The organism is Nonomuraea phyllanthi (assembly GCF_006334985.2).
GTDB lineage: Bacteria > Actinomycetota > Actinomycetes > Streptosporangiales > Streptosporangiaceae > Nonomuraea > Nonomuraea phyllanthi.
Window position 1 is genome coordinate 14,966 of the sequence record NZ_VDLX02000003.1, and the last position, 25,749, is coordinate 40,714.

Annotated in this window: 24 protein-coding genes; 12 read left to right on the plus strand and 12 right to left on the minus strand. The window is 70.7% G+C overall.

Going from position 1 to position 25,749, the window contains the following annotated elements:
* Positions 1 to 10: 10 nt before the first annotated feature.
* The 3 genes from FH608_RS09045 to FH608_RS09055 are packed head-to-tail and all read right to left on the minus strand — an operon-like array spanning position 11 to position 3,098.
* Positions 11 to 871: a carbohydrate ABC transporter permease gene (locus FH608_RS09045; protein ID WP_139629975.1), complete on the minus strand. Its 861-nt coding sequence runs from the start codon at positions 869 to 871 to the stop codon at positions 11 to 13.
* Entirely contained in the window at positions 868 to 1,794 is a 927-nt protein-coding gene (locus tag FH608_RS09050; protein WP_139629976.1) for a carbohydrate ABC transporter permease, read from the minus strand. The genes FH608_RS09045 and FH608_RS09050 overlap by 4 nt, the downstream gene beginning before the upstream one ends.
* Positions 1,791 to 3,098 (minus strand): sugar ABC transporter substrate-binding protein, encoded by a 1,308-nt coding sequence (locus tag FH608_RS09055; protein ID WP_139629977.1) that lies wholly within the window; start codon positions 3,096 to 3,098, stop codon positions 1,791 to 1,793. Before FH608_RS09055 ends, FH608_RS09050 begins: the two co-directional genes overlap by 4 nt.
* Before the next feature lie 136 nt (positions 3,099 to 3,234).
* On the opposite strand from FH608_RS09055, the gene FH608_RS09060 reads away from it, so the two are divergent.
* The 3 genes from FH608_RS09060 to FH608_RS09070 all read left to right on the plus strand — a co-directional run bounded on the left by FH608_RS09060 (position 3,235) and on the right by FH608_RS09070 (position 6,031).
* Complete coding sequence (locus FH608_RS09060; RefSeq protein ID WP_226899203.1) at positions 3,235 to 4,029, plus strand: NAD-dependent epimerase/dehydratase family protein; 795 nt, start codon at positions 3,235 to 3,237, stop codon at positions 4,027 to 4,029.
* Between the two features lie 98 nt (positions 4,030 to 4,127).
* A complete protein-coding gene (locus FH608_RS09065; RefSeq protein ID WP_139629978.1) occupies positions 4,128 to 5,090 on the plus strand; it encodes a LacI family DNA-binding transcriptional regulator in 963 nt (320 codons plus the stop codon).
* Positions 5,087 to 6,031, plus strand: a complete 945-nt coding sequence (locus FH608_RS09070; RefSeq protein ID WP_139629979.1) for an aldose epimerase family protein — start codon at positions 5,087 to 5,089, stop codon at positions 6,029 to 6,031. The genes FH608_RS09065 and FH608_RS09070 overlap by 4 nt, the downstream gene beginning before the upstream one ends.
* On the opposite strand, the gene FH608_RS09075 is transcribed toward FH608_RS09070, so the two are convergent.
* Complete coding sequence (locus FH608_RS09075) at positions 6,021 to 8,432, minus strand: SpoIIE family protein phosphatase (RefSeq protein ID WP_193318320.1); 2,412 nt, start codon at positions 8,430 to 8,432, stop codon at positions 6,021 to 6,023. The genes FH608_RS09070 and FH608_RS09075 overlap by 11 nt on opposite strands.
* A gap of 109 nt (positions 8,433 to 8,541) precedes the next feature.
* On the minus strand, positions 8,542 to 8,814 hold the full coding sequence (locus FH608_RS52515; protein ID WP_226899205.1) for a hypothetical protein: 273 nt from the start codon (positions 8,812 to 8,814) through the stop codon (positions 8,542 to 8,544).
* 1 nt (position 8,815) lies between these two features.
* Here FH608_RS52515 and FH608_RS09080 point away from each other — a divergent pair, with 1 nt between their 5' ends.
* The 6 genes from FH608_RS09080 (at position 8,816) to FH608_RS09105 (ending at position 15,165) form a co-directional block, all read left to right on the plus strand.
* Entirely contained in the window at positions 8,816 to 11,149 is a 2,334-nt protein-coding gene (locus FH608_RS09080) for a DNA translocase FtsK (protein ID WP_226899207.1), read from the plus strand.
* 92 nt (positions 11,150 to 11,241) lie between these two features.
* Complete coding sequence (locus FH608_RS09085) at positions 11,242 to 12,003, plus strand: helix-turn-helix domain-containing protein (RefSeq protein WP_139629982.1); 762 nt, start codon at positions 11,242 to 11,244, stop codon at positions 12,001 to 12,003.
* Between the two features lie 60 nt (positions 12,004 to 12,063).
* Positions 12,064 to 13,473, plus strand: a complete 1,410-nt coding sequence (gene rimO, locus FH608_RS09090) for a 30S ribosomal protein S12 methylthiotransferase RimO (RefSeq protein WP_139629983.1) — start codon at positions 12,064 to 12,066, stop codon at positions 13,471 to 13,473.
* The gene (gene pgsA, locus FH608_RS09095; protein ID WP_139629984.1) at positions 13,470 to 14,042 is read left to right on the plus strand and encodes a CDP-diacylglycerol--glycerol-3-phosphate 3-phosphatidyltransferase; all 573 of its coding nucleotides are present in this window, start codon (positions 13,470 to 13,472) and stop codon (positions 14,040 to 14,042) included. The genes rimO and pgsA overlap by 4 nt, the downstream gene beginning before the upstream one ends.
* Before the next feature lie 3 nt (positions 14,043 to 14,045).
* A complete protein-coding gene (locus tag FH608_RS09100; protein ID WP_139629985.1) occupies positions 14,046 to 14,537 on the plus strand; it encodes a CinA family protein in 492 nt (163 codons plus the stop codon).
* A 271-nt stretch (positions 14,538 to 14,808) separates the two neighbouring features.
* Complete coding sequence (locus FH608_RS09105; RefSeq protein ID WP_139630401.1) at positions 14,809 to 15,165, plus strand: helix-turn-helix domain-containing protein; 357 nt, start codon at positions 14,809 to 14,811, stop codon at positions 15,163 to 15,165.
* On the opposite strand, the gene FH608_RS09110 is transcribed toward FH608_RS09105, so the two are convergent.
* The gene (locus FH608_RS09110; protein ID WP_139629986.1) at positions 15,162 to 15,941 is read right to left on the minus strand and encodes a DNA-formamidopyrimidine glycosylase family protein; all 780 of its coding nucleotides are present in this window, start codon (positions 15,939 to 15,941) and stop codon (positions 15,162 to 15,164) included. The genes FH608_RS09105 and FH608_RS09110 overlap by 4 nt on opposite strands.
* Before the next feature lie 103 nt (positions 15,942 to 16,044).
* Positions 16,045 to 16,626: a TetR/AcrR family transcriptional regulator gene (locus tag FH608_RS09115; protein WP_139629987.1), complete on the minus strand. Its 582-nt coding sequence runs from the start codon at positions 16,624 to 16,626 to the stop codon at positions 16,045 to 16,047.
* Between the two features lie 84 nt (positions 16,627 to 16,710).
* Between FH608_RS09115 and FH608_RS09120 the strand changes: the two genes are divergently transcribed.
* Complete coding sequence (locus tag FH608_RS09120; RefSeq protein ID WP_139629988.1) at positions 16,711 to 17,889, plus strand: MFS transporter; 1,179 nt, start codon at positions 16,711 to 16,713, stop codon at positions 17,887 to 17,889.
* Between the two features lie 73 nt (positions 17,890 to 17,962).
* Here the strand turns inward: FH608_RS09120 and FH608_RS09125 are convergent, their stop codons facing one another.
* Positions 17,963 to 18,412, minus strand: a complete 450-nt coding sequence (locus FH608_RS09125) for an RrF2 family transcriptional regulator (RefSeq protein WP_139629989.1) — start codon at positions 18,410 to 18,412, stop codon at positions 17,963 to 17,965.
* A gap of 132 nt (positions 18,413 to 18,544) precedes the next feature.
* Between FH608_RS09125 and FH608_RS09130 the strand changes: the two genes are divergently transcribed.
* The gene (locus FH608_RS09130; protein ID WP_139629990.1) at positions 18,545 to 19,726 is read left to right on the plus strand and encodes an ROK family transcriptional regulator; all 1,182 of its coding nucleotides are present in this window, start codon (positions 18,545 to 18,547) and stop codon (positions 19,724 to 19,726) included.
* A 22-nt stretch (positions 19,727 to 19,748) separates the two neighbouring features.
* On the opposite strand, the gene FH608_RS09135 is transcribed toward FH608_RS09130, so the two are convergent.
* The 4 genes from FH608_RS09135 to FH608_RS09150 form a co-directional block, all read right to left on the minus strand.
* A complete protein-coding gene (locus tag FH608_RS09135) occupies positions 19,749 to 21,188 on the minus strand; it encodes a glycoside hydrolase family 3 protein (protein ID WP_139629991.1) in 1,440 nt (479 codons plus the stop codon).
* Positions 21,189 to 21,271: 83 nt separating this feature from the next.
* Positions 21,272 to 22,123, minus strand: coding sequence for a carbohydrate ABC transporter permease (locus FH608_RS09140; protein ID WP_139629992.1), 852 nt, complete (start codon positions 22,121 to 22,123; stop codon positions 21,272 to 21,274).
* Entirely contained in the window at positions 22,123 to 23,127 is a 1,005-nt protein-coding gene (locus FH608_RS09145; protein ID WP_139629993.1) for a carbohydrate ABC transporter permease, read from the minus strand. The genes FH608_RS09140 and FH608_RS09145 overlap by 1 nt, the downstream gene beginning before the upstream one ends.
* A 5-nt stretch (positions 23,128 to 23,132) precedes the next feature.
* Complete coding sequence (locus tag FH608_RS09150; protein ID WP_139629994.1) at positions 23,133 to 24,458, minus strand: extracellular solute-binding protein; 1,326 nt, start codon at positions 24,456 to 24,458, stop codon at positions 23,133 to 23,135.
* 137 nt (positions 24,459 to 24,595) lie between these two features.
* Here FH608_RS09150 and FH608_RS09155 point away from each other — a divergent pair, with 137 nt between their 5' ends.
* Positions 24,596 to 25,744, plus strand: a complete 1,149-nt coding sequence (locus tag FH608_RS09155; RefSeq protein ID WP_139629995.1) for an ROK family transcriptional regulator — start codon at positions 24,596 to 24,598, stop codon at positions 25,742 to 25,744.
* Positions 25,745 to 25,749: the final 5 nt, after the last annotated feature.

Genomic DNA, 25,749 nt, shown 5'->3' on the forward strand with positions numbered 1-25,749 from the left:
ACATGGACGCCTAACCCTTGATGGCACCGCTTGTCAGACCGCGCATGAACTGCCGCTGGAAGGCCAGGAACGCGATGATCGACGGCAGCAGCGCCAGCAGCGAGGCCGCCAGCAGGATGCCGATCCCGACCTCCTCGTCGGAGCGGAGCGAACGCAGCGCGATGGGCAGCGTCCACATGCTCGACTCCGGCGCGACGATCAGGGGCAGCAGGTACTGGTCCCAGATCATGGTGAAGCCGAAGACCCCGATCACGCCGAGGGCCGGGCGGCACAGCGGCAGGATGATGGTGGCGAAGATGCGGAGCTCGCCCGCGCCGTCGATGCGCGCGGCCTCCTCCAGCTCGACCGGCACCTCCTTCATGAACTCGGTCATGACGAGGATGGAGAAGCCCCAGGCGCCGACCGGCAGGATCATGCCGGCGTACGTGCCGATGAGGTTGACGTGCAGCAGCGGCATGTCGGCCAGGACGAGCGAGAGCGGGATCGCGATGATCTCCTCGGGCAGCATCATGGTGGTGAGCATGAGCAGCAGCACGAACGTCATCCCGCGGAAGCGCTTGCGGGCCAGCGAGTACGCGGCGAACACGCTCACCAGCATCTGCAGCAGCAGGCCGAAGCCGACGACGATGAAGGAGTTCAGCAGGTAGAGGTAGACGTTCTTCTCCCCGGCCTGGATGAAGTTCTCCAGGGTGACGTCGTCCGGCCAGAGGGTGAAGGAGGTGGGGTCGAGGGTCTTGGTGAACGCGCTGACGAGCAGCCCGACCAGCGGCCCGGTGAATATGACCACCATCAGGCCATAAATCAGGACCTTTCCGGTGGTCGCCACGGGGCCCTTGCGCGCCTCCAGCCCCAGAGCGCTGTCGAACCTCATTCTGCCTGCCTCCTGCGCAACACCTGCGCCACCACGGTCAGCACCAGCGTGGCGAGGAACAGCACGATCCCGCCCGCCGAGGCCACGCCCAGGTCGTTGCTCTGGAACCCGAGCTTGTAGACCAGCGTCATCAGCACTTCGGACGACCCGTTCGGGCCGCCGTTGGTCAGGACGTACACCTCGACGAAGACCCGCAGCCCCCGGATGGCGGCCAGGGTGAAGAGGATCCAGAACACCGACCGCAGGGCGGGCACCGTGATGTGCCGCAGCCGCCGCCAGGTGGACGCGCCGTCCACGGCCGCCGCTTCATAGAGCGTGCGGTCGACGCCGACGAGCCCCGCCAGGAAGATCATCATGTCGTACGGGGTGCCGCGCCAGATGCTCATCAGCATGATCGACCAGAGCGAGGAGTGCTCGCTGGCCAGCCACGGTTGAGGATCGATGCCCACCCAGCCGATGATCGTGTTGAGCATGCCGCTGTCGGCCGGGTGGAACATGATCCGCCACACCTCGGCCACGGCCGCCATGGTGGTGACGACCGGCAGGAAGGCCGCGGTGCGGACGAACCACAGGTACCGGGCGGGCCCCTCGATGAGCAGCGCGAAGCCGAGGCCCAGCACCAGCGAGCCGAGCGTGGTGCCCAGCGCCAGCACGACGCTGTGCCCGATCGCCGAGGCGAACTCGGAGTCGGTGAGGATCGTCTTGTAGTTGTCCAGGCCCACCCAGGTGTCGGAGATGTAGTGCACCTCGTGGAAGCTCTTCCACAGGCCCAGCACCATGGGGATGAACTTGAAGTAGAGGAACAGCAGCAGCGCCGGTGCCAGGAACAGCCAGGCCACCAGCGACCCCTGCCACCACGCCCTTCTGGCGCGGCGATGGGGGGCCGCCGTGTGGCCGGGGGCCTGGGTGAGTGTGGTCGTCATGACGCTTTCTGGCTCTGCAGTTCCTGGGTCAGCTTGGTGTTCAGCTGGTCCATCGTCGTCTTGACGTCAGCGGAGCAGTCGGCCCAGACCGCGTTGATGGCGTCGGCGGAGTCCTGGCGGATCGGCGCCCAGTTCGGCACCGGCGGGGCGTAGACGGCGTTGGCGAAGGCGTCCTGGAACACCTGCCAGCGCGGGTCCTGCCGCTCGCCCGCCATGTCGACCTCGGTGTTGACCGGCAGGCGGACGATGGCGCCGTTGGCGTCCTTGTTCATGCCGATCTTCTGGCCTTCGGGGGAGATCGCGTACTCGGCGAACTTCTTCTGGGCGTCCTCCTGGTCGGAGCCGACCATCATGTAGACGTTCTCGCCCTCGCCGAGCGTGCCGGGGCCGCCGGTCGGGCCCTGGGGCACGGGCAGCACCTCGATCTTGTCGGTGCCGATGCTCTTGACGAACCGCGCCAGCACGTACGGGCCGACGACGTAGATGCCGCCCTGGCCCTTCTCGAACACCTCGTGGGTGACGGTCGTGTCGTTGCTGACCGCGCCCGGGTTGACGGTCTTGGTCTTGCAGAACTGGTCCTGCAGGTACTGGACGGCCTCGACGGTCTTCGGGTCGTTGACGGTGGCCTGGAACTTGCCGCCGCCGGTGCTTTTGACGAAGTCGCCGCCGTTGGCGTAGATGAACGAGGAGGCGTACCAGGAGGCGTAACCGCGCTTGGTGCCGGCGGGGGCGACGAAGCCCGACGTGTCGGCCTGGCCGTTGCCGTCGGGGTCCTTCTCGGTGAACGCCTGGGCGAGCTTGGTCAGGTCCTCCCACGTCTTGGGCGGCTCCATGCCGACCTTCTCCCGCCAGTCCTTGCGTACGATCATCGCGAACGACTGGGCGGAGAACGGCGCGGCGTAGTACTTGCCGTCGGCGCCCTGGGCGGCCATCCACGCGCGGTCGGAGAGCTTGTCGCCGCCGGCCAGCGTGGCCTTGTCGACCTCGCGCAGCCAGCCCTGGGAGTGCATGTTGCCGAGTTGCGCGGTGTCGTTGATGACGATGTCGGGAAGCTGCTTCTGGGCGGCCTGCTGGTTGAGTTTGGTCTCGAAGTCGTCGAATAGCGCGACGACTTTCGTCTTGATGCCGCTGGCCTTGGTGAATGCGTCTGCGAGTTTCACCGCCGTCTTCGCGGAGTCGGATTCGGGCGCCTGCCTGATCCAGATCTCCAGAGCGTTGTCTGAACCTGATCCCCCGGAACCGCAGCCTGTCAGCGTTACGGCCAGGGTCGCCGTGACCGCGACCCCCAGCAGACGACGTGACATCAGACCGCCTCCCGTTCACATACGTGGACATGAGTCGAGTGCTTGAACTCGTGCCTGCGAAAGTAACTACTGACGCGGTTCTCGGTCAATATTCAAGGATGTGAATTTCAGTCAGAATCGTGTACATCATGGAGACATGCGCATACTCATGACCGGTGCCGCGGGGAAAGTCGGCACGCTGCTCCGCCCACGGCTCGCCCGGGAAGGCCGCGTCCTGCGCCTCTCCGACCTGCAGGCGGTCGAGACGGGCCCAGGCGAGGAGTGGGTTACGGCCGACCTCGCCGACCCGGCCGCGATGGCCGAGGCGATGAAGGGCGTGGACGCGGTGATCCACCTCGGCGGCCAGAGCCGGGAGCATCCCTGGGACGACATCGTGCAGGCCAACATCCACGGAACGCAAGTGCTGATGGAGGCGGCCCGGGAGGAGGGCGTCCGGCATCTGGTCCTGATGGGCAGCCACCACGCGGCCGGCTTCCACACCCGGCCCGCCGACGGCTCCGACCTGCCCGACTACGCCTTTCCCCGGCCCGACACCTTCTACGGCGTGAGCAAGGTCGTCATGGAGGCGCTCGGCAGCCTCTACCACGACCGGTTCGGCATGAACGTGACCGTGATCCGGCTCGGCACCTGCAACGAGGCCTCCGCCGACACGCGCGGCCTGGCCACCTGGATCTCGCCCGACGACCTGACCCGCCTGGTCGAGGCGGGGCTGACCGCGCCCGGCTACCACGTGGTCTGGGGAGTCTCGGACAACGCGCGCCGCTGGTGGTCGCTGGAGGAGGCCGAATCCATCGGGTACGTCTCCCGCGACTCCTCCGAACCGCAGGCCGCCAAGCTCATCGCCGAGCAGGGCGAGCCGGACCTGTCGGAGCCGCTGCACAACCGCGCTGGAGGCGTGTTCACCCTCAACGAACTGGGCGGCCGCTGGTAACCCGGCCGGCACCGTCGCAACCGGTTGCAAGAACCTTGACGAGGGCAGGGGTGAAGGTCAAGGTTTAGTCTGGCAACCGTTTGCAAGGGAGGACGGCGATGACGGCGACGATCAAGGACGTGGCGCGCGTGTGCGGCGTGCACGTGTCCACCGTGTCCCGCACCTTCTCCGCGCCGCACCTGGTCAATCCCACCACCAGGAGCCGCGTGCTGGCCGCGGCCGACGACCTCGGCTACCGCCCCAACCGCGCGGCCAGGGCGCTCACCACCGGGCGCACCTTCAACATGGGCCTGATCGTGGCCGACATCGCCAACCCCTTCTTCCCGCCGCTCATCAAGGCCGCCCAGGCACAGGCCAGGGGACGCGACTACCACGTGTTCGTGGCCGACACCGATGAGGACCCGCGGGTCGAGGAGGAGCTGATCAGGACGCTGACCAAGCAGGTCGACGGCGTCCTGCTGTGCAGCCCCCGCCTGTCGAACAAGATGATCGAGCGCCTGGCGGAGGACGTGCCGTTCGTCGTGGTCAACCGGCGGATCAAGGGCATGGCCGCCGTGCTCATGAACGTCGCCCAGGGCGCCAGGCTCGCGCTGGAGCACCTCGCCGGGCTCGGTCACCGCAGGATCGCCCTCGTGTCGGGCCCGATCGGCTCGTGGACCAGCAACGAGATGCAGGGGGTCGCCGCCGACGCCACCGGACTTGACCTCGTCTTCTTCGGCCCCAACCAGCCCACGGAGGCGGGCGGCCTCGCCGTGGCGGCGGACGTGGCGGCCTGCGGGGCGACCGCGGTGCTCGCGTACAACGACCTCGTGGCACTCGGCGTCATCGAGGGGCTGTCGGCGATGGAGATAGGGGTACCAGACCAGATAAGTGTCATCGGGTTCGACGACATCCTGCCGGGGCGGCTCAACCGGCCCAAGCTGACCACGGTCGCCATGCCGGCCGTCGCCGCCGGGAGGATGGCCGTCGACCTGCTGCTGCAGTCGGGGGGCGAGGGCGCGACAGTGACCCTCGACACCGCCCTCATAGTCCGCGAATCCACGGGAAGGGCACAAACATGATCTTCGGAACGCTGCCGTCGGGGGAGACCGTCGAGCAGGTGGACCTGTCGTCAGGCCGGCTGCGCGCCGGGGTGCTGACGTACGGCGCCATCGTCCGCTCGCTTGAGGTGTCGGGCCGCGACGTCGTGCTCGGGCTCGACACGCTGGAGGATTACCAGACGCGCAGCCGCTACTTCGGCGCGGTCGTCGGCAGGTACGGCAACCGCATCGCGGGCGGAGCCTTCACCCTTGACGGCGTCGAATACCACGTCCCGGTCAACAACGGCACGGCCAGCCTGCACGGCGGCGTCGAGGGCTTCGACAAGAAGGTCTGGGCCGTCGAGGAGCGCACCGGGCAGTCGGTGACCTTGCGGCTGACCAGCCCCGACGGCGACCAGGGCTACCCCGGCACGCTGACGGCGCGGGTCACGTACACGCTGGAGGACGACGCGCTGCGCATCGACTACGCGATGGAGACCGACGCGCCGACCGTGGTCAACCTGACCAACCACTCCTACTTCAACCTCAAGGGCGAGGGCGAGGGCGACGTACGCGACCACGTCGTGACGCTGGACGCCGAGCACTACCTGCCGGTGGACGAGCACAAGATCCCGACGGGCGAGCTGGCGCCGGTCAAGGGCACGCCGTTCGACTTCACCGAGCCGCACGCCGTGGGGGAGCGGTACGACGGGCAGTACGACCACTGCTTCGTGCTCAACGAGGGCGGCGCGACGGTGACGGCCGGCGGGCTGACCATGGAGGTCACGACGACCGAGCCGGGCGTGCAGTTCTACTCGGGCAGCATGCTCGACGGGGGCGCGACGCCGTACGGGCCGTTCGGCGGGCTGTGCCTGGAGACCCAGCACTTCCCCGACTCGCCCAATCAGCCGAGCTTCCCCTCCACCGTGCTGCGGCCGGGCGAGCGACGCACCTCGACCACGACGTACCGCTTCACGTCATGACCGGGCGCAGGACGGCAGCGGCCTTGATCACCAGCAGGGCCACGTCGTCCTGCGAGGGCTCGTCGGCGAACGTCTCGACCGCGTGGCGCACGCGTTCGGCCACCGCGTGGGCGCTCAGCCCCGTGCAGCCGGACAGCAGCACGGCCAGCCCGTCGCCGTCGTCGAGCAGCCGCTCGCCGTCGCGCCGCTCGGTCACGCCGTCGGTGACGCACAGCAGCACCTCCTCCGGCGCCAGCTCGAACGTCTCGACGTAGAACCGGGCGCCGGACTCGATGCCGAGCAGCAGCTGCGGCGTCGCCATCGCCTCGACCTTGCCGTCCGGCCGCAGCAGGAGCGGCGGCGGGTGGCCGGCCGAGGCGATCGTGCACAGCGCGCCGCCCTGCGGCAGCGGGGTCAGCTCGCCGCACAGCAGGCTGAGGAAGCGGCCCTCCTCGCCCTCCTCCAGCAGCGCGTGGTTGAGCCGGTCGAAGATGTCGGCCACCGTGTAGTGCTCCTTGGCCAGCAGGCGTACGGCGTGGCGGGCCAGCCCGGTGACCGCGGCCGCCTCCGGGCCGCTGCCGCACACGTCGCCCAGCGCGAAGCACCAGTGGTCGGCCACCGTGAACAGGTCGTAGAAGTCGCCCCCGACGTCCGCGCCCTCCTCGGCGGGCTCGTAGACGACGGCGGACTCCAGGCCCGGCATGGGCGCCACGCGCAGGGGCAGCAGGCTGCGCTGCAGCACCCGCGAGGTGGTGGCCTGGCGGGCGTACAGCATGGCGGTGTGCAGGTTGAGCGACACCAGGCGGCACAGGTCCGACAGCAGGTCGGCCAGCTCCAGCGGCAGCGTCGGCTCGACGCGGCCGATCACCAGCGCGCCGTGCGACCTGCCCTGGGTGACCAGCGGGAACGACACCACGGTCTCCGGGCCGACCGGCCAGCTCACCTCGTCGAGCGGGGTGCGCGGGACGGCGGGCAGCGCCTTGCGCAGCTCGGCGTTGTGGCGCTCCTCGCTGTGCCAGACGTGCGCGAGCCTGGTCATGCCCGTCAGATCGGTCAGGTAGACGGCCGCCCAGGTGGCGATCTTCGGTACGACGAGCTGCGCGGCCAGCGCCGCGATCACCTCCTCGTCGTGCACGCCCGCCAGCAGCTCGCCCGCCTCGGCCAGGAACGACAGCCGCCCCCGGTGCGCGCGGTCGCGCTCGGCCAGCCGCTCGCGCTGCACCGGGACGGCCACCTGGGCGGCGATGTGCTGGAGGCTCGCCACGAGCTCCTCGTCGAAGCGGTCCGGCGACGTGGCCGTCACCACCACGTAGCCGGCCGGCTCGCCGCCCGCGAGCAGCGGCGCGCACGCCAGCGACCTGGCGCGCAGCCGCCGGGCCAGCTCCGCGTCCACGGCCGGCAGGTCCGCGACGATCGCGGGCGCCGTGCGGTCCCGGCCGAAGATCCCGGGGGCCAGCACCCCCACCAGCCCCGGCGTCGCGCCGGCGCCCGCCGCCACGCCGAAGGCGTCACCGCCGTCGGCGGCCAGCAGCACGTATGCGGCGTCGCCGCCGCAGGAGATCTGCACGATCCGCGCGATCGTGTCGAGCAGCTCGGCGAACGGCAGGTCCTGGCCGAGCAGGTCCTTGATGCGCCGGCCCGCCTCCCGGCGCGGCGGCGGCGCCAGGACGTGCCCGTGGTCGAGCGCCACCACCAGCCAGACGGAGCAGCGCCGCACCCGGTCGCGCAGGTGGGAGACGTAGACCGGGACCACGCCGCCGTCCCGGTGCCGCATGTGCGCCTCGCCGCGCCAGCGGCCCAGGCAGAGCGTGTCGGCCAGTGACATCGTGTACGGGCCGTGCCCCCGCCAGGCCACCAGCTTCTCCAGCCGCCGGCCGATCGCCTGGTCGGCCCGCCACCCGAGCAGCGTCTCCGCCTCCGCGTTCCACGACTGGACCAGCCCGTCGCGGTCGGCGACGATGACGCCGACGTGCAGGGTCTCGATCGGGGCCGCGCCGGCCGGCTCCGGCGCGTCGTATCCGTCGGCCAGCTCCAGGCGCACCCAGACCCGCTTGGCCGTACGGGTGTAGGTGACGCCCCAGGCGTCGGCCAGCATGCCGGCGAGCGCCAGGCCGCGTCCCGACGTGCGCGTCGAGCCGGGCACCGGCCCGGCCTCCGGGAGCGTCCTGGCCGGGTGGTGGTCGTCGACCTCGATCTCCAGCTTCGCGGGGTCGGCGTCCACGTCCAGCCGGCAGGTCAGCTCGATGCCGGTGCCCGCGTGGACGACGGCGTTCGTGACGAGCTCGCTGGTCAGCAGCACGGCGTCCTCGGCCAGGTGGTCGAGGCGCCACTCGCCGAGCACCTGGCGGACGAACCTGCGCGCGTGCGCCGGGGCATGGGGGGTCCCGTCGAAGGCCGTGCTCGACACCCTGGTCGTGTCCACTGTGCGTCCTAGAACATCACTCGATGTGGCAGTACGGTCACTCTCAGAGTGGCAGACGGACGCGCTCCGTACCGGCGGTTGTGAGAAGGCCGCCAGGGTCATGTGGCGGTCATGGGCCGGTCGGCGGGTTTCGCCGGATCTTCCAGGGGTCCGGACGGATCATCGGCGTGCCTACGCGCCTTCCGCGGTGTCTCCGACGTACCTTTGGCATCATGGCCACCCGTACGCCGAAAAGCGCATCGAAGGGGCCGGCGAAGCGGTCGACCTCGTCTCGCTCGACGCCCGCCAAGCGCGGGACCTCGTCGGCGGGGCGGTCCAGGGCGGCCTCGAGCCGCAAGCCCGCTTCGGTGACCCACCAGGATCCGATCAGCTGGGTCTTCACGATGATCGGCAAGCTGATCGTCGGGCTGTGGATGCTGCTCGCCAACGGCATCGGCAGCACGGCTCGCGCGCTGGGCAAGAACGCCCGCGAGCTCGATCCCGCGCACCGGCGCGACGGAGTGGGCCTGACGGTGCTCGCGGGCGCGATCGTGCTGGCGGCCATGACCTGGCGAAACGCCGACGGTGCCGTCTCCAGCGTGGTGAACGCGACCGTGCACGGCGTCTTCGGCTCGCTGGCGTGGGCGCTGCCGCTGCTGCTCGGCCTGCTGTCCTGGCGCTACCTGCGCCACCCCGACCAGAACGCCGACACCGGGCGCATGGTGATCGGGTGGGCGGCGCTGCTGGTCGGCGTGCTGGGCGTCATCCACGTCGCCAACGGCACCCCCTACCCGGCCGGCGAGGGGCAGGGCATGGACAAGGTGTCGCAGGCCGGCGGCATGATCGGGTTCATCGTGTCGGCGCCGCCGATGAGCATCCTGCCGCCGTGGATCACGATCCCGCTGCTGCTCCTCCTCTCCGGGTTCGGGGTGCTGGTGATCACCGCCACCCCCGTGCACCGGATCCCCGAGCGGCTGGCCGAGCTGCGGCACATGCTGTTCGAGCGGCAGGCCGAGCCCGCGCCGCGCGCGCCGGGCAAGAAGCGGGCCAGGAGCGCCAAGAAGGCCACCGAGGAGGGCGGCGACTCCGTCAAGCCGTACGACACGCCCGTCCTGGCCGACGACGCCGACAAGCGGGCCGACCACTCGCCGGAGATCGTGCCGGGGCTGACGGACGAGGAGGAGGCGCCCGCTCCCGAGGCCGACAAGCGGCCGGAGCCGCCGCAGCCGACGCCCGCGCCGCGCAAGGTGGAGCAGCTCGTGCTCTCGCCGCAGGCGGGCCCCTACAGCCTGCCGGACCTGCAGTTCCTCAAGCCGGGCACGGCGCCCAAGCCGCAGACGAAGGCCAACACCACCGTGGTGAACGCGCTGACCAGCGTGCTGGAGCAGTTCACCATCGACGCCCAGGTGATCGGCTTCACCCGGGGGCCGACCGTGACCCGCTACGAGATCGAGCTGGGGCCCGCGGTCAAGGTGGAGAAGGTCACGGCGCTCACCAAGAACATCGCGTACGCGGTCAAGTCAGCAGACGTCCGGATTTTGTCGCCTATCCCGGGTAAGTCGGCGATCGGGGTGGAGATCCCGAACGCCGACAAGGACCTGGTCGCCCTGGGCGACGTGCTGCGCGCCCAGGTGGCGCAGGCCGATCACCACCCGATGATCGTCGGCCTGGGCAAGGACGTCGAGGGCCGCACCATCGTCGCGAACCTCGCCAAGATGCCCCACCTGCTCATCGCGGGAGCCACCGGCGCCGGCAAGTCGGTCTGCGTGAACGGGCTCATCACCAGCATCCTCATGCGGGCCACGCCCGACGAGGTGCGGATGGTGCTGGTCGACCCCAAGCGGGTCGAGCTCAGCGTCTACGAGGGCATCCCTCACCTCATCACGCCCATCATCACCAACCCGAAGAAGGCCGCCGAGGCCCTCGAATGGGTCGTGGGCGAGATGGACCGGCGCTACGACGACCTGGCCGCGTCGGGGTTCCGGCACGTCGACGAGTTCAACAAGGCCGTGCGGGCGGGCAAGCTGCAGCCGCCGCCGGGCAGCGAGCGCGTCTACCAGCCGTACCCGTACCTGCTAGTGATCGTCGACGAGCTGGCCGACCTCATGATGGTGGCGCCGCGCGACGTCGAGGACTCGATCGTGCGCATCACGCAGCTGGCCCGCGCGGCGGGCATCCACCTCGTGATCGCCACCCAGCGGCCGTCCGTCGACGTGGTCACCGGCCTGATCAAGGCCAACGTGCCGTCCAGGCTGGCGTTCGCCGTCTCCAGCCTCACCGACTCGCGGGTCATCCTCGACCAGCCGGGCGCCGACAAGCTGGTCGGCCAGGGCGACGCGCTGTTCCTGCCGATGGGCGCGAGCAAGCCCATCCGCATCCAGAACGCGTTCGTCTCCGAGAAGGAGATCGCCGAGGTCGTCGCGCACTGCAAGGCGCAGATGCAGGTCGAATACCGCGAGGACGTCGCCGCGGCGCCGGTCAAGCGGGAGATCGACGAGGACATCGGCGACGACCTCGACCTGCTGATCCAGGCCGCCGAGCTCATCGTGACCACCCAGTTCGGCTCCACCTCGATGCTGCAGCGCAAGCTGCGGGTCGGGTTCGCCAAGGCCGGACGGCTCATGGACCTGCTGGAGAGCCGGAACGTGGTCGGCCCGAGCGAGGGGTCGAAGGCGCGGGAAGTAATGGTCAAACCGGACGATCTACCCGGTTTGCTGGCTGACCTGCGTGGCGAATGACCACAATGCCGCCTAGCGGGGTAGTAACTGGTTGAATGTAAACCACTACCTAGTGTGGTGGCATTTCCAGTGCCGTGGGGGAGGCATTCGCCGTGGAGGAGCAGAGTATCGGGGCCGTGCTGGCGGCGGCCAGACAGTCGTCCGGGCTGACGGTCGAGCAGGTCAGCGAGGCCACCAACATTCGTGAGGCGATCATCCATGGCCTGGAGCAGGATGACGACAGCCAGTACGGCGGCGACTTCTATACCAGGGGCCACATCAAGGCGGTGGCCAAGGCCGTGGGGCTCGACCCCGAGGCCACGGTCCACCTCTATGACCAGCGGCACGGCGGGGCGCCGAGGCCGATGGCCGCCTCGGCCGTGTTCCAGGCCGACCGCAAGATCAACCTGAGGGAGCGGCGCGGGCCCAACTGGTCCATGGCCCTCGGGGTGGCGCTCGCGATCGTCGTCGTCTTCGGCATGATGCGGGTGCTGGGCGGCGCGAGCGACGAGGTGCGCACGGCCGACGTGCAGGCGGCCTCGGCCCGGCCCAGCGTCCCGCCGAACTCGCCGATCGCCGAGAAGCCGAAGAAGCACGCCGCGGGCAAGGCGGCCCAGCGCATGGTGACGATCAGGATCAAGGCCAAGCGGTCGTCGTACGTGCAGGCCCAGGACGGCAAGGGGCGCAAGCTGTTCGAGGGCACGCTGAAGGCGGGAAAGACCTCCACGGTGCGCGCCGAGGACAAGGTCAACCTGCTGCTCGCCGACGCCTCGGCCGTGTCGCTGCAGGTCAACGGCAAGAAGGTCGCGCCGCTCGGGGGCAAGGGGGAGATGGTGCGGCGCTCGTTCGGGCCCGCCAAGCCGCCCGCGCGATAGCCGTCCGGCGGGAGCCGGTGCATCGGGTGGTGGCCAACTCCCGATACCGTAGTGTTCACCATGTCATCCCGCCGAACCGCATCGCTGATCACTCTGGGCTGCGCACGTAACGAGGTCGACTCCGAGGAGCTGGCCGCGCGACTCGAGGCTGCCGGCTGGCAGCTGGGCGACGACGACCCCGACGTCGTCGTCGTCAACACGTGTGGCTTCATCGACTCGGCCAAGAAAGACTCCATCGACACGCTGCTGGCCGCCGCCGACTCCGGCGCGAAGGTGGTCGCCGCGGGGTGCATGGCCGAGCGCTACGGCAACGAGCTGGCCGAGGCGCTGCCCGAGGCCAGCGCGGTCATCTCCTTCGACGACTACGCCGAGATCGGCGGCCGCCTCGACGACGTGCTCGCCGGGCGGCCGCTCAAGCCCCACACGCCACGCGACCGCCGCACCTTGCTCCCCATCTCGCCGGTGGATCGTGCCAGCGCCCCCAAGACCAACATCCCCGGCCACGGCGACCTGCCCGATGGCCTCGCGCCCGCGAGCGGGCCGCGCGTGCTGCGCAAACGGCTCGACGAGAGCCCGGTGGCCTCGCTCAAGCTGGCCTCCGGCTGCGACAGGCGCTGCACGTTCTGCGCCATCCCGGCCTTCCGCGGCTCCTACGTCTCGCGCCGGCCCGACGAGCTGCTGGCCGAGGCCGACTGGCTGGCCCACCGAGGGGTGCGCGAGCTCGTCCTGGTCAGCGAGAACTCCACGTCCTACGGCAAGGATCTGGGCGACCTTCGGGCGCTGGAGCAGCTGCTGCCCCGGCTCGCGGCCGTCGAGGGCATCGACCGGGTGCGGGTCAGCTACCTCCAGCCGGCCGAGCTGCGCCCCGGGCTGATCGACGTGCTCACCGGCACCGACGGCATCGCCCCCTACTTCGACCTGTCCTTCCAGCACGCCAGCGGCACGGTGCTGCGCCGGATGCGCCGCTTCGGCGACCCCGAGCGCTTCCTCGGGCTGCTGGGGAGCATCCGCGAGCGCGCTCCCGAGGCCGGCGTGCGCTCCAACTTCATCGTGGGCTTCCCGGGAGAGACCGAGGAGGAGTTCGGCGAGCTGGTCGGCTTCCTGGAGGAGGCCAGGCTCGACGTGATCGGCGTGTTCGGCTACTCCGACGAGGACGGCACGGAGGCCGCCGGGCTGCCGGGCAAGCTGGAGCAGGAGGTCATCGACGAGCGCGTGCGCGTGCTCACCGAGCTGGCCGAGGAGCTGACCGCCCAGCGCGCGGAGGAGCGCATGGGCACCGAGGTCGACGTGCTGATCGAGGACGACCTGGGCGACGGCGGCTACGAAGGCCGGGCCGCGCACCAGGGCCCCGAGGTCGACGGCTCCGTCACGGTGCAGGGCATCGGCCTGGTCAGGGGGCAGATCGTGCGCGCTGTCGTGGTCGACGCCGAAGGGGTCGATCTGATCGCGCGCATCAAGGCCGGCCCATGACGAGGGACGAGCGCCGGGTGGTGAGCCCGTGGAACATCGCCAACGTCCTCACGGTCCTCCGGTTGGCGCTCGTCCCCTTCTTCGTCGTCTGTCTCTTCCTGCCCGGCATGGGCTGGCGGCTGGCCGCCCTCGGGGTGTTCGTGGTGGCCTCGATCACCGACCACCTCGACGGGGAGCTGGCCAGGCGCTACGGCCTCATCACCGACTTCGGCAAGATCGCCGACCCGATCGCCGACAAGGCGCTCACCGGCGCGGCCCTGGTCTGCCTGTCGATCCTGAACGAGCTGCCCTGGTGGGTGACGATCGTCATCCTCGGCAGGGAGGTCGGCATCACGGTCCTCAGGTTCGTGCTGCTGCGCCACGCGGTGATCCCGGCCAGCTACGGCGGCAAGGTCAAGACCGTGCTGCAGATCGCCGCGATCGTCCTCTACCTCCTGCCGTGGGTGCCGGATCCGGTGCGGTGGGTGGTGATGGGGGCGGCGCTGCTCATCACGGTCGCCACGGGGGTCGACTACGTCGTCAGGGCCATCAGGTTGCGGAAAGTGGCCAGGCAGTCGCGCGGGGAGTGATCGATGGCAGATGTGGCCGAGGTTCTGGGGATGCTGGTGGCCCGCTCCGCCACGGTGGCGGTGGCCGAGTCGCTGACCGGCGGGCTCATCGGGGCGGCGATCACGTCGGTCTCGGGGTCGTCCAAGGCGTTCAGGGGCGGAGTCATCTCGTACGCGACCGAGCTCAAGCACGAGCTGCTGGGGGTGCCCGCCGAGCTGCTGCGGCGCGAGGGGGCCGTGCACCCCGGCGTGGCCGCGGCCATGGCGACGGGGGTGGCCCGGCTGTGCGGGGCCACGTACGGGCTGGCCGTGACCGGGGTGGCCGGGCCGGAGCCGCAGGACGGCAAGCCGGTCGGCACCGTCTACGCGGCCGTCTGCGGGCCGGGCGGGCGCGTCTGGGGCCGGGAGATGCAACTTTCTGGATCCCGCGAACGTATCAGGGTAGAGACGGTGGACGAGGCGGTAGATCTACTGTCAGGTGTGCTTAAGTCGAACATAGGGGAACATTCCGGGTGATTACCGTGTTACGTCCCGAGCGAACATGCGAAGCACGGTCTGACGCGGTGTCGGTGGATACGGGTACGGTGGAGCTGTGAGTGAGGTCCGTGAGCCAACTGCAAGCACCGAGCGCCCGGCAGGCGGGCCTGATGAGCCACGTGCGGTGGTCAAAGCGCGACGTCGCCCGATGATGACGGCGAGGAGTATGTACGAAGCCAAGAAGAACAATGTGCGGCACGATCCGATCGCGCGGGGTGTGGTGAAATCCGCGCCGGGGAGGGAGCGACAGATGATTCTGCTGCGTCAGCTGCTCGGCGACGTGCTGAGACGGTTGAGGGTGCGGCAGGGACGCACGCTACGCGAGGTGTCCACGCAGGCGCGTGTCTCGCTCGGCTACTTGTCCGAGGTGGAGCGCGGCCAGAAGGAAGCCTCGTCGGAGCTGCTGGCGTCCATTTGCGGCGCACTCGAGGTGCCTCTTTCTCAGGTGCTGCGTGAGGTTTCCGACCAGTTCGCGCTGGCGGAGCTGCAGGCTGCCCCTGTGCTGGCCGACGTGCCCGATCGCGAACGGCTGCCCCTCGCGGAGACGGTTCCCGGGTCGATTTCCGACTCCGTGTTCCCCGAAGTCAAGGACATGGTGGCTGCCTAGCCCCGCTGGCAGCCCGCACACCACAGGATGAGCCTTTCCTGTGGCTGCGTCCCCATCTCCCCGCGGCTGATGCGGGTGCCGCATCGGCGACAGGGCCTCCCCGCCCTGCCGTAGACCCACGTCTGGTTCGCCGGGCGGCGATCACCTGTGGTCACCGTGCCCGCATGAGATGTGTTCGCTTCCAGCAGTCGCTGGGCCAGTGACACGAGCCCCGCGAGATCCTCGATCTCCCCGACCCTCCTCCACGGCCAGATCCCGCGCAGAAACAGGGTCTCGGCGCGATAGATCGTGCCGATCCCCGCCAGGTTGCGCTGATCGAGCAGCGCCTCCCCGATGGTCCTGCCGGGCGAGACCCGCAGCCTGCGCACGGCCTCGTCCGGGTCCCAGTCCGGGCCGAGCAGATCCGGCCCCAGATGCCCGACCAGCCGCCCCTCGTCACCCGTCCTGACGAGATCCACCATCCCCAGCCGCACACCGACCGCCTGCCACCGCTCGTTGGCCAGGATGAGCCTGACCAGGTCTCCCGGGGCGGTCCTGCGGCCCGCCGGCATGATCCGCCAGCTCCCGTCCATGCGCAGGTGCGTGTGCACCGTCAAGTCACCCTCGACGCGGGTGAGCAGGTGCTTGCCCCGGGAGAGCGTGGTGACGACCGCGCGGCCCGTCAGGTCGGCGGTGGCGTGCCGGGGCACGCGGAAGTCCGACCTGGTCAGCACGCGCCCGTCCAGCGCGCCGCGCAGGCGGGCGGCCGTGCGATAGACGGCGTCTCCTTCGGGCATGCCCCAAGTCTAGGAACGCGGCCGGTGCGCACCGCTGGTTCCGTCGGCGATACGTGACGCCCCGCTCGTCACCACGACGTGCGTCGAGGGCGCGAGGGCCGGCTCACCCGGCGGCAGCGACCCATTCGTCCACCAGGGCGCAGAGCCGGTCGAGCGCCTCTTCGACGCGATCGCGCTCGCCGGTCGTCAGGAAGTCGATCTGCAGTCCCGTGTACGCCGAGTTGGCCAGCGTGGAGATCCGCGACGCGTCGGCCTCCGCGACGCCCCGCTCGCGCAGCAGCCCTGCCACGAACTCCGACCGGTCGGCCAGCAGCCGCGGCACGTGCCCCTGGAGCCGGCCACCGGCCGCCAGTCCCTCGATCTCGTGGATCAGGCGGGCGACCGGCAGGTTCTCCTCCCGGGACTGCCAGTCCCAGGTGCGGCGGATGATCGTGCCCACGCTGTCGGACCCCGACCAGCCCGGCAGCGCCCGCAGCCAGGCGCGGTGCCGCTCGTCCAGGCGCTCCATGGTGGCCGACAGCAGCTCCTCCTTGTCGGCGAAGTGGTGGGTCAGCACGCGCGTGGACCTGCCGAGGTGCTCGGCCAGCGGGCGCATCGACAACGTCGACAGGCCGTGCTCGGCCAGGTAGTCGACGATCTGGTCGAGCAGTTCGGCCCGGCGGCGCGGGTCGGCGGTCCTGGCCATCGGCGTATATCCCTTTGCGGTCATTGAGGTGACGACTGTTACCCTATATGGGAAACGACTGTTACCTTTATTGAGGGGATACGCATGCCCGTCGCCGTACGGCAGCGCGCCCGCCTGCCCGCGTGGCTGCTCGCCCTGGTCTTCACCACCTTCGCCCTGGCCACCGACGACTACGTGATCGCGGGCGTGCTGCCCGCCGTCTCCGCCGGTCTCGGCGTCAGCGAGGCGGCGGGCGGGCAGCTCGTCACCGTCTTCTCCCTGGCGTTCGCTCTGGGAGCGCCGGTGGCCTCCGTCGTGTGCGCCACCTGGCCGCGGCGACGGCTGCTCACCTGGGCCCTGGTCCTGTTCGCCGCTGCCAACGGCGCGGCCGCGTTCACGACGTCGTACGCCGTGCTCATGGGGCTGCGCGTGCTGGCGGCGCTGGCCGCGGCGGCCATCGTCCCCACCGCGTACGCCGTCGCCACCGCCCTCGCCCCCGACAGCGGGAGGGGCCGCTACCTGGCGCTGGTGATGGGCGGGCTGACGGGGTCGCTCATGCTGGGCGTGCCCATCGGCACGTGGGTGGGCGGCGCCTTCGGCTGGCGGGCCACGTTCGGCCTCGGCGGGCTGCTGGGGCTCGTCGCGCTGGTCGCGATCCGGAGGACGTTGCCCGAGCCGCCCCCGGCGGACGCCATGCCCGTCCGGGAGCGGCTGGCGTCCCTGGCCAGGCCGCGGGTCGTGCTCGGGCTGCTCGGGATCGTGGCGATCGTGCTGGGCAGCATGATGCTGATGACGTACCTGGCGCCGTTCCTGCGGGACCTGGCCGGGGCCGGGCCGGCGGCGCTGGGGTGGGTGTTCGCGCTGGCCGGGCTCGCCGGGCTGGTGGGCGGGCAGCTCGGCGGACGGGCCGCCGACCGGTGGGGTGCGGATCGGGCGCTGATCGCCGGCATCGCCGGGTTCACCGGGGTGATGGGCGTCTTCACCGCCTGCTGGCTGCTGCGGCCGCTGCCGTTGCCCGCGCTCCTGCCGCTGCTACTGGTGTGGGCGGGTGTGTCGTGGTGGGTGCCGCCACCGGCGCAGACCCGGCTGCTGGCGCTGGCGGGCCCGGCGGGGCCGCAGGCGCTGGCGCTCAACAGCAGCGCCGTCTACGTCGGGGTGTCGGGCGGGGGCGCGGTGGGCGGGCTGGTGCTGGAGAGTCACGGAAGCGGCTGGCTGCCGGCGGTGGCGGCCGTCGTCGAACTGGTCGCCCTCGCGCTCTTCTGGGCGGCGGGCAGGAGCCGCTGACGAGGGGCTCAGCCTTCAGGGCGGGCGCCGCAGGTGCTCGGTCTTCCGGGCGGATGCCGCTGACGAAGAGGCCTCAGTCCCAGGCGGCGGGGTCGGCGGCGAGCTGGCGGATCCGCTCGGGCAGCACCCCCGAGGCCACCTGCTCCAGCGTGACCTCCTCCAGGATGGACCGCTCGGTGGCCCGCAGCGCGATCCAGACCTGCTGCAACGACTCCGCCGGCCCGCGGTAGCCGACGTGCTCGGGGCGCTCGCCGCGCACGTTGGCCAGCGGCCCGTCCACGGCTCTGATCACGTCGGCCAGCGAGATGTCGGTGGCCGGCCTGGCCAGCACGTAGCCCCCCTCCGGCCCCCGCTGCCCGCGCACGAGCCCGGCCCGGCGCATCTGCAGCAGGATGTTCTCCAGGTATTTGGGGGGCATGTCTTGCTCCTTGGCGAGCTCACCCACCGTAGTCGGGCCGGCACCGGCCGCGGCGAGTTCGGCGGCGGCGCGGAGGGCGTAGTCCACACGAGCGGAGAGGCGCATGTTCTCGATTATCCCCCCTGGTCAACACTGGTTAGGCGCGCGTACGCCGGAACGGGTGCGCGCTGCGGATACGCCCGAGGATGGGAGCGCTAAACTTCCAACAACCTTTCTGATTCGACGGTGGGATTCGGTGTGGAGCGACGCCCTGGTGTGCCCAGATTGCTCAGGGAGATCAACGACCGGGCGGCGCTGGAGCTGCTGCTGACCACCGGCCCCATGACGCGCGGCCAGATCGGCGACCTGACCGGCCTGTCCAAGGTCACGGCCTCGCAGACGCTGGCCAGGCTGGAGGAGCGCGGCCTGGTCGAGATGGTCGGCACCCAGGCGGGCGGCCGCGGTCCCAACGCGGCCCTCTACTCGGTGATCGCCTCCAGTGCGTACGTGGCCGGCCTGGAGGTCGGGCCCGAGCTGATCTCCACCGCGGTCGCCGACATCCACGGCCGGACGATCGCCCAGGTCGCGGTCGACCCGGGCGGCCACGACGACCCGGTCTCGCTGGTTCACGGCGCGATCGTCAAGGCGTGCCGCAGCGCCAAGGTCAGCCTGTCCAGGCTGCGCGGCGTCGTCATCGGCACGCCGGGCGTGGTCGATCCGCGCAGCGGCGACGTGCGCTTCTCCTTCGACCTGCCGGGCTGGCACGAGGGCATCCACGAGGCGCTGGCGGGCGACCTGCGCCGCGAGGTGACCATCGAGAACGACGTCAACCTCGCCGCCATCGCCGAGCGCGCCGACGGGGCGGCGCAGGGGATCGACGACTTCGTGCTGCTCTGGTCGAGCCGCGGCCTCGGCCTGGCGATCATGCTGGGTGGCCGGCTGCACCGCGGGCGGTCCGGCAGCGCGGGGGAGATCGGCTACCTGCCGGTGCCGGGCGTGCCGCTGCCCGAGGACATCCGCACCCCGCCCGGCCGGCTGCCCTCGCTGGCGGGCGGCCTGCAGTCGCTCGTCAGCGCCGAGGCGGTGGCCGAGCTGGCCCAGTCGTACGGCTTCGCGGCCGGCAGCGCGGGCGAGTGCGTCAAGGTCGCGATGGCCGCGGGCGCGGAGGGCGAGCCGCTGCTCGACGAGATCGCCAACCGGCTCGCCCTGGGGGTGGCCGCCGTGTGCGTGGTCCTCGACCCGGGGCTGGTGGTGCTGGCCGGGGAGGTGGGCCACGCGGGCGGGTCCGCGCTCACGTCCCGGGTGGAGGAGGCCGTGGCCAGGATCTGCCCGGTGCGGCCCCAGATCGTCACCACGACGGTGACCGACCCCAACCCGGTGCTGCGCGGCGCCGTGCTGGCCGCTCTCGACCAGGCGCGCGAGGAGCTGCTGGCCTCCTGACCCCGGCGGGCTCCACGGGGGCTCAGGCGGTGAGGAGTTCGACGGCGGCCTGGGCGTTGGCCCTGGCCGCCCCGTACGTCGCGATGTAGGCGGCGCTGCCGGGCCGCCAGACGGGCAGCCCCATCTCGATCACCGTCACGTCGGGACGGGCCGCCACCAGCGCGGAGACCAGGTCCTGGCTCGCCCGGTGGCGGTGCGCGTCCTTGACCACGACGACCAGCGACCGGTTCGCGGCCTTGGCCAGCAGGGCAGGGACGTCGGCGGCCCCCGGCTCGACCCGGACGATCTCGGCGTCCGGCAGCCACGGGCCCACGCCCCACGGCACGTCGCCCACGGCGATCGTCGGCGGGGTGTCCACCTCGATCACCAGGGGCTCGACGAGGGGCTCCGTCTCTCCGGTCAGCCGCACGGCGCGCCGCGCCGCGTGCAGGCCGACCCCGTTCTGCTCGGCGGCGACGGGCGCGGGCGTTCCGAACCAGGCCCGCAGCGCCGCCACCCGGGCCGCCGCCTCCTCCAGCCGGGCGGGGTCGAGCCGCCCGTCGCGCACCGCGGCGACGATCTCGGCGATGATGGCCTGGACGTCGTCATAGGACGGCAGCGGCCCGAGGCACAGCAGGTCGGCCCCGGCCGCCAGCGTCAGCACGGCGCCGCCCGCCAGGCCCACGCTCCTGGTGATCGCCCGCATGTCCAGCGCGTCGGTGACGACCACGCCGTCGTAGCCGAGCTCGCCCCTGAGGAGCCCGGTCAGCGCGGCGCCGGACAGCGTGGCGGGCGTCTGTCCCGTCACCACCGGCACCGCGACGTGCGCGGTCATCACCGACCTCGCCCCCGCGCCGATCGCCGCGCGGAACGGGGCCAGCTCCCGTTCCCGCAGCACATCGAGGCTCACATCCACGACGGGGATCGCCAGGTGCGAGTCGACCCGGGTCGCGCCGTGGCCGGGGAAGTGCTTGACGCAGGCGGCCACGTTCACCGACTGCAGGCCCTGGACGGCCGCCACCGTGTGCCGGGAGACCAGCGCGGCGTCGGCGCCGAACGATCGCGTGCCGATGACCGGGTTGTCGGCCTCGGTGTTGACGTCGGCGCTGGGCGCCATGTCCAGGTTGATGCCGCAGGCGGCCAGTTCGGAGCCGATGGCGCGGTAGACGCGGCGGGTCAGCTCGGTGTCGTCCACCGCGCCGAGCGCCGCGTTGCCCGGGTACGGACTGCCGACGTGGTACGCCAGCCGGGTGACGTCGCCGCCCTCCTCGTCCAGGGAGATGACCGGCTCACCGGCGCCGCGCAGCGCGGCGGTCAGCTCGGACAGCCGGCCGGGGTCGGCCACGTTGAAGCCGAAGAGCGTGACGCCGCCCAGGCCGTGCTCCAGCTCGCGCAGCACCCATTCGGGCGCCGTGGTGCCCTGGAAGGCGACGAGCAGTGTGCCGGCCGCGAGACGGCGCAGCCCCCGATCACTCTGACTCATGGCTCCTCTTCTGATGACAGGCATGCATTCGAAACGTGGGTTTCAGGGCATGGCGAAAGAAGGTCTCCGCCCTGCGGGAGATGTCAGCCCTTGACGGCTCCGGCGACCAGGCCGGAGACCATGCGGCGCTGCACGACAAGGAAGAAGATGACGACCGGGATGGTCATCATCGTGGAGCTGGCCATGATGGCGCCCCAGTCCGTGCCCTTCTGCCCGAAGAAGTACTGCAGGGCCACGGGCATGGTGTACTTCGTCGGGTCGCTGATCAGGTAGAGGGCCATGATCAGCTCGTTCCACGCGGTGATGAACGAGAAGATGCTGGTCGCGACCAGGCCCGGGGCCACCAGCGGGAAGAGCACCTTCCAGAACGTGGTGAACCGGCTCGCCCCGTCGATCCAGGCCGCCTCCTCCAGCGACTTGGGCACGGCGGCCACGAACGTGCGCAGCATCCAGATGCCGAACGGCAGCGTCAGCGCCACCTGCGTGACGATCAGGCCGAGCAGCTGGTCGTACAGGCCGAGGCGCTTGACCCCGAGGAACAGCGGGATGACCAGCGCCTCGGCCGGGATCATCTGCGCGACCAGGAGCAGGGCCAGGAACGCCGTGCGCCCCTTGAACCGGAACCTCGCCACCGCGGTCGCCGACAGCAGCGCGAAGACCGCGCCGATCACGACCGTGCCGAGCGCCACGATGGCGCTGTTGCGCATGTAGAGCCAGATGGAGTGCTCGGCCACGCCCTCGGTGAGCACCCGCGTGATGTGCTCGAAGGTGAAGTGGGTGGGGAACGGGATGAAGTCGGTGGTGAAGATCTGGTCGTTCGCCTTGAAAGCGGTGCTGACCATCCAGTAGACGGGGAAGATCGCCACCAGGAAGACCAGCACGCCTGCCGTGTTGAGCGCGGCCTTGCCCAGGCGCCTGCGGGCCAGCGGTCTCATCAGACCTCCTCCTGCTTGAACATCTGCCGGATGTAGGCCGCGGTGACGATGAGCAGGATCACGGTCAGCACGACCGCGATGGCCGCGCCGGACCCCATCTTCGGCGGGGCCTTGAACGCCTCGGTCACCGCGTACATCGACAGGTTGTAGGCCTCCCGGTTGCTGGTGCCGGCCAGCACGTACAGCTGGGCGAAGACCTTGAAGTCCCAGATGATCGACAGTACGGTCAGCACCGCGAACACCGGCTTCAGCAGCGGGAAGGTGATCTTCCTGAACGTGCGCCACGGCCCCGAGCCGTCCACCCTGGCGGCCTCGTACAGCTCGGCCGGGATGCCCTTGAGCCCCGCCAGCACCGAGACCGCGATGAACGGGAAGCTCGCCCAGACCACGCAGATGATCAGCACCATGTAGATGGACCACGCGTCGTTGAGCCACGGCTGCCCGGTCCAGTCGGCGCGGCCGAACAGGGCGCTGGAGAGCCAGTCGGGCAGCAGGTTGAGCGCCCAGTTGATGACGCCCGCCTCCGCGTCGAACAGCCAGCGCCAGATCACGCCCTGCGCCACCGGCGGGACCGCCCAGGCGAACATGATGCCGATGATGACGAACAGCGACATCTTCTTGCCGAGCCGGTGCAGCAGCACGCCGACGGCGGTGCCGAGGACCAGCGTGAGCGGCACCGCGACGGCCGCGAAGACCACCGTGTTGCGCAGCGAGGACCAGAAGATGTCGTTGTCGAGAACGTTGGTGTAGTTCTCCAGGCCGAGCCAGGTGGCGGGCTTCTTGCCCGAGATCTGGACCAGGCCGACCTTCTGGAAGGAGATGATCACCATCTGGATCAGCGGCCAGAGCAGCAGCGCGCCGATGACCAGCAGGCCGGGGATCAGCAGGACGTAGGGGATGGACCAGGCGGGCAGCCCGCTGGCGCGGGCCCGCCGGGGTGCGCGGCGCCGTCCCGGGGTGGAGGAGTGGCCTCCGCCCCGGGAGAGCGTTGACGTGTCGGTCATAGGACTCAGGACGCGTTGAGGATGTCTTCGAGTTCCTTGTTGGCCGCGGCCAGTGCCTCGTCCGCGGTCGCCTTGCCCTCGATGACCTGGCGGGCGGCGTTCTGCAGCACGGCCTTGGTCTCGTTGGCCTCCGTCCACTGCGGGTCGGCGGGGAAGGCCTTGGCCTTGGCGAAGGCGGCGGCGAACGGCGCCTGGGCCGGGTCATCGGCCAGCGCGGCCAGCGCGTCGGGGTAGACCGGCAGCAGGCCGCCGTCGGTGGCGTACTTGACGCCCCACTGCTTGCCCGAGGCCAGCTTCACGAAGTCCTTGGCGGCCTCCTTCTGCTCGGAGGTGCCCCACACGGCGATGTCGTTGCCGCCGAGGAAGGACTGCGCCTCGCCGCCGGCCTTGGACGGGAGCGGGAAGAAGGCGATCTTGTCACCCTTGATCTTGCCCTTGCTCTCCTCCTCGATGGTCGCGAGGTCCCACGACGCGGTCAGGTACATGCCGACCTTGTTGTTGGAGAAGCGGGTGCGGATCTCGGTGGTGTTCTGGTTGAGCCGCGCCTTGCTGGACAGCCCGTCGGTCACCAGTCCGGTGTACTGGGCGAAGCCCTCCTTGAAACCGGGCTCGGTGAGCTTGCCGACCCACTTGTCGCCCTCCTTGACGGCGTACTCGCCGCCGGCGGTCCAGGCGAGGGCGCCCAGCAGGTGGTTGGCGTCGGAGCCGCCGTTGAAGGCGAAGCCGTCGACGTCCGAGCCCTTCGCCTTCTGGATCTTCTTGGCCGCGGCCACGAGCTCGTCCCAGGTCTTGGGGACCTCGATCTTGAGCTCCTTGAACCAGTCGGCGCGGTAGAGCACGGCCCGGCTGCCGCCGCCCCACGGCACGGCGTACGTCTCGCCGTCGATGGTCTCCAGCCCCATCAGGTTCTTGGGGATCTGGGCCTGGTCACCGCCCGCCACGATGTCGGTGATCGGCTCCAGGGCCTCCTGGCTCTGCCACAGCGGCACCTGGTCGTTGCCGATCTCCGTCACGTCGGGGCCGGCGCCGCCCGCCGCCGCGGCCGTGAACTTGTCGTTGACCTGCGGCCACGGGATCCACTCGACCTTCACCTTGGCGCCGGTCTGCTTCTCGAACTCGGCGACCAGCTCGTCGGTGTACGCCTTGGCGTCGGGGTTGCTGTCGCCCAGGCGCCAGAACGTCAGCGTCTTGCCCGCGTACTTGGGGCCGCCGGCGGAGGAGGCGGCGGCGCTGGGTGAGGACGATGGCGCCTCGCCGGAGCCACAGGCGGCCAGGCCCACGGCGAGCGCGGCCGTGGTGACCGTAGCGGCTGTGATCTTCGCGATCCTCACAGGGTCTCCCTTCCCGGGTGCCGGCCTACGGTCCGCACCAGGCTGATCGTCAAATGTCGAGCGACGGCTGCTAAACTAACAAGAAACTTTCTTAAAAGAAACGCTCGTTAGCCATTCGTGACGAGAGGGGTGCGGTAATGAGTCGAAGCCCGGGGGTCCCCCGGCTGCTGCGCAGGCTGAACGATCGCGCGGCTCTCGAGCTGCTCCTCACGGACGGCCCGCTCACCCGGGCCGAACTGGGGGAACGAACCGGGCTCTCCAAGGTAACCGCAGGTCAGCTGCTCGCACGACTGGAGGAGCGGGGGCTGGTCGAGGTTGCGGGGGAGCGCGCGGGCGGCAGGGGGCCGCACGCCGCCCTGTACGCCGTGGCCCCCTCCAGCGCGTACGTCGCCGGGCTCGAGGTTCTGCCCGACAGCATGCGCGTGGCTGTGGCGGACATCACAGGCAGAGTGGTCGTCGAGATCACGCTCAACCCCAGCGACAGCCGCGACCCGGTCAAGGCGGTCCACGAGGCCGTACGACGGGCGTGCGACGCGGCGGACGTCAACCTGTCGCGGCTGCGCGCGTTCGTCATCGGCACGCGCGGCGTGGTCGACCCGGTCACGGGCGACGTGCGCTGGTCGTACGACCTGCCGGACTGGCACGTCGGCGTGCTGGCCAGCCTGCGCCAGACCCTCGGCGCCTCGGTCACCATCGAGAACGACGTCAACCTGGTCGCGCTAGCCGAGCACACCTACGGAGCGGCCGTCGGCCACGACGACTTCGCGGTGATCTGGGCAGGTGTGGGCCAGGGCCTCGGCGTCATGCTGGGCGGCCGGCTGCACCGGGGGATCAGCGGGGGAGCGGGCGAGATCGGCTGGCTGCCGGTCCCGGGCGAGCCGCTGCCGTCCGACGTCTCGGAGCCGCAGTCCGGCTCGTTCCAGCGACTGGTGGGCCACGACGCGCTGCGCGGCCTGGCCGAGCGGCACGGCGTGACCGGCCACACGGTGTCCGACCTGGTGCGCGGCGGTGACGAGGCGTACCTGGACCAGGTTGCGGCGCGGCTGGCCGTGGGGGCGGCGGCGGTGACAGTCGTGCTCGATCCCGGACTGATCGTGCTCAGCGGTGACGTCGGCCGCGCGGGCGGCGAGCGGCTGGCCGCCAAGGTGCAGGAGGCGGTGGCCCGGGTGTGCCCCAGCAGGCCCACCGTGGTCACCACCGGGGTCGCGGGCAACCCGGTGCTGAGGGGCGCGCTGGTGGCGGCTCTGGAGCAGGCCCGGGAACAGGTCTTCTCCGACACTGTGTGAGAATT